This window comes from Mesorhizobium sp. P3_A9 (assembly GCF_056402975.1).
Map to the genome: position 1 here is coordinate 1 of NZ_JBFUGJ010000495.1, position 3,396 is coordinate 3,396.

Consider the following 3,396-nt stretch of genomic DNA (forward strand, 5'->3'; position numbering starts at 1 on the left):
CGTCAGTGCACCAGGAAACGGTGTCATCGTAGCTATGGCCTTGTCCGCGTCCCCATTCGGCATTCAGCCATCCGGCCACCAGTGGGATGGTCGCCGAATCTCCCGCGAGTGACACCACGCGTACAGGCTGAAGACCACGTTCAATCGGAATCATCATCAGTTCCGGCTTCGCATAGAGCGCACGGTTGCAACGCCGGCCAGGATCAGGTCGATGCCGGCGAGAAATTGCTGGCGGTCGTCATGCTCGCGAAACCGCGCCGCCATCTTGTGCAGAAACGGAAAGCCGGTGGGGTCGCGTTGCGTCCACCGTGCGATGATCGTCCCCAGAAACGCCGCGCGATCCGTGTCGGGCGGCAGGAGGCGGGCATTCGCCGCGTTCGCCGCGTTCTGCCCCGCGCAGCCCAGGATATAGTGCATTAGAGCCGACGCGACGTCGAGCTGCGCCTGTTCGGTCACGCCGAGCGCATCGACCTGGCTGCCGACGCCTTCGAATATCTCCCCCACCGAGGCTTGCCACGGCGCCCGTGACAGTTGCGCGCCCGCCCAGGGATGCGCCTCGATCGCGTCGAACAGCCCCAGCGCAATGGCCCTGATCGCCTCCCGCGGCTCCGTCCCTCGAAGCACGCCTCGCATGACACGAGCAATAACATCGTCGGTGGCCGCCGCGAGCAGCTCGTTCTTGTCGGCGACGTGCCAGTAGATCGCCCCGGCCCCGGTTGCCAGGCGCGCCGCCAGCGCGCGGAAGGTCAGGGCGCTCTCGCCGTCCTTGTCGAGGATTTCGATCGCGGCCTCGACGATCCGCTGCTTCGAGAGCGCGTCCGCGCGTCGTTGCGCCCGTTGAGTCGTGTTTGCCATGGGCACCATCTTGACATTTATGGAACGACGTTCCAATTAGTATTTATGGAACAGCGTTCCAACCGTTTTTCAAAGGAACACAATGATGACACCCGTCACGATCGTCGGTGCGGGCCTGGGTGGCCTCACCCTCGCCCGCGTCCTCCACGTCCACGGCATTCCGGCAACGATCTACGAGGCGGAGCCCTCGGCAGAGGCCCGTACGCAAGGCGGGCAGCTCGATATCCACGATGACACCGGCCAGCTTGCGCTCGCGGCGGCCGGCCTCACCGACGCATTTCGCGCCATCATCCACGAAGGCGGCCAGGCGTCGCGCGTGCTCGACCAGCATGGCACCGTGCTGCTCGAAGAGCCCGACGACGGCACTGGAGGGCGCCCGGAAGTGCTGCGCGGCGATCTCAGGCGCATTCTCATCGACTCCTTGCCCCCCGAGACAATCCAGTGGGGAAAGAAGCTCAGCGCTGTCGCGTCCCTCGGCGCCGGCCGGCACGAACTGACATTCGCGGACGGGTCGAGCGCGACCACCGAGCTCCTCKTCGGCGCCGACGGTGCCTGGTCGAAGGTCCGGCCGCTGCTGTCCGACGCAACGCCGGAGTATGTCGGCACGTCCTTCGTCGAGACCTATCTCCACGGCGCCGACGAACGGCACCCCGCAGCAGCCGAGGCGATGGGCGGCGGCGCGCTTTTCGCGCTCGCCCCTGGCCAAGGTATCTTCGGGCACCGCGAGGCGGGAGCCATACTTCACACCTATGTCGCGCTGAAACGCCCGGCCGCGTGGTTTGCCGGCATCGACTTCTCCGACGCCACGGCCGCCGCGGCACAAGTGGCGGCCGAATTCGACGGCTGGGCGCCGGCGCTCACCGCGCTGATCACCGACGGTGAAACCCCGCCGGTCCTGCGCACTATCAACACGCTCCCGAACAATCACCGCTGGGACCGCATGCCCGGCGTAACGCTGCTGGGCGATGCTGCACATCTGGCGCCGCCGGCCGGCGAAGGCGCGAATTTGGCGATGTTCGACGGCGCCGAACTGGCAGAGGCGATCGCCGCGCACCCCGGCGACATCGAGGCGGCCCTCGCCGTCTACGAACACGCACTGTTCCCACGCAGCGAAACGGCCGCCATCGGCGCGCACCAGATCCTGGAACTCCTGGTCGGCGACAGCGCTCCATCCGGCCTGGTTGACTTCTTCACCGGCGCCTTCGAAGGCAAGCACGGATAAGCCGCGCGACCGAGATGATGCCGCTCGCCTGACGGGAACGCAGCGCGCAGTCGCGGTGCCGTTCGGGTCGACCGGTCCTCAATCGCGATAGAGCACGACCTCGATCGTGATCGAGGTCGCGGGCCTCGGTCCAATGCCCTGATATCTCCGCGTCAAGACAGCAACCGAACCAGCCCTGGCGTTCGGCAACGGAGATCTCAATGAAGTTCTGGATCACACTTTGCACCATCGTCGTTTCTACACTGCTGATGCAACACCCGGCCAACGCCGGCGACACTGTCGGCGTTCGTCACTTTTCCGCTCCTTCAACCGAGCGCGGTACCGACCTTGATGTGACGGTCTGGTATCCCTCCCAGCCGGGCGGAGAGACGGTCAACCTTGGCGACAGCAAGCTGTTCGTCGGCACCTCAGCCATGCGCGATGCGCCGATATCAGGCGGAAAATTTCCGCTGATCCTGCTGTCGCATGGCGCCGGCCTGGCGGGAAACCCGCAAGCGCTGAGCTGGATTGCCACGCCTCTGGCCAGGCAGGGTTTCGTTGTCGCCGCTCCGACCCATCCGGGCAATACGGGGCTCAACAAATCCGCCGCCGAGACGATGAAACTGTGGCTGCGGCCCGCCGACCTCACGGCGACGCTGGACGCGATTGGCAAGGACGCCTTCTTCGGAGATCACCTCGAGCAAGGTAAGGTGGGCGTTCTCGGTCTTTCCATGGGCGGCAACACGGCACTGGCGATCGCCGGCGCCCGCGTCGACCCGAAACTGCTGGCGGCCTATTGCGATACGGACCGACTCAATGCCTCGCTTTGCCAGTGGATCAGGCAAAGCGGTGTTGACCTGCACGCCATGGATCTGCAGCCCGCCGGCCGCGACAACAGCGACGCGCGCATCCGCTTCGCCATGGCGATCGATCCCGCGCCAGTCGATGTCTTTGATGTCAAAAGCTTCGCGAGCGTCAGGATTCCGGTCGCCATCGTCAATCTCGGCCGGCCGGGAAAAATCCCTGCGACCGCCGACGCTTCCGGGATTGCACAGGCGATTGCAAAGGCAAGCTACGCGACGATCGAAGATGCCAGCCACTACAGCATGTTCGGCGCGTGCAAGCCCGGTGCCTTGGATATCATCGCATCCGAAGAGATCGGTGATCCGGTTTGCGATGATGGGGGTGGTCGATCGCGCGGCGAGATTCATGCGCAGCTGATTGATATGGCGACCGCCGCTTTCACGCGCGCGCTGAAGCCTGAGCAGTAGGCCTGCAAGGCAGCGCTCTACGGCGCCCCCCTCTGTCCTGCCGGACATCTCCCCCACGGGTGGGGAGAT

General features: G+C 65.4%; 3 protein-coding genes. 2 read left to right on the forward strand and 1 reads right to left on the reverse strand.

All coding sequences use genetic code 11. From position 1 onward, the window contains the following. Positions 1-156: 156 nt before the first annotated feature. Positions 157-855: a TetR/AcrR family transcriptional regulator gene (locus AC1DX0_RS33210; protein WP_477222787.1), complete on the reverse strand. Its 699-nt coding sequence runs from the start codon at positions 853-855 to the stop codon at positions 157-159. An 82-nt stretch (positions 856-937) separates the two neighbouring features. Here AC1DX0_RS33210 and AC1DX0_RS33215 point away from each other — a divergent pair, with 82 nt between their 5' ends. Both AC1DX0_RS33215 and AC1DX0_RS33220 read left to right on the forward strand, forming a co-directional pair. Continuing rightward, entirely contained in the window at positions 938-2,077 is a 1,140-nt protein-coding gene (locus tag AC1DX0_RS33215) for an FAD-dependent oxidoreductase (protein ID WP_477358595.1), read from the forward strand. 200 nt (positions 2,078-2,277) lie between these two features. Then, positions 2,278-3,327, forward strand: coding sequence for an alpha/beta hydrolase family protein (locus AC1DX0_RS33220; protein WP_477222789.1), 1,050 nt, complete (start codon positions 2,278-2,280; stop codon positions 3,325-3,327). Positions 3,328-3,396: the final 69 nt, after the last annotated feature.

Excerpts from the sequence above, each read along its gene's own strand:
- AC1DX0_RS33210 (WP_477222787.1), bottom strand. The coding sequence starts at position 855 with ATGGCAAACACGACTCAACGGGCGCAACGACGCGCGGACGCGCTCTCG.
- AC1DX0_RS33220 (WP_477222789.1), top strand. The coding sequence starts at position 2,278 with ATGAAGTTCTGGATCACACTTTGCACCATCGTCGTTTCTACACTGCTG.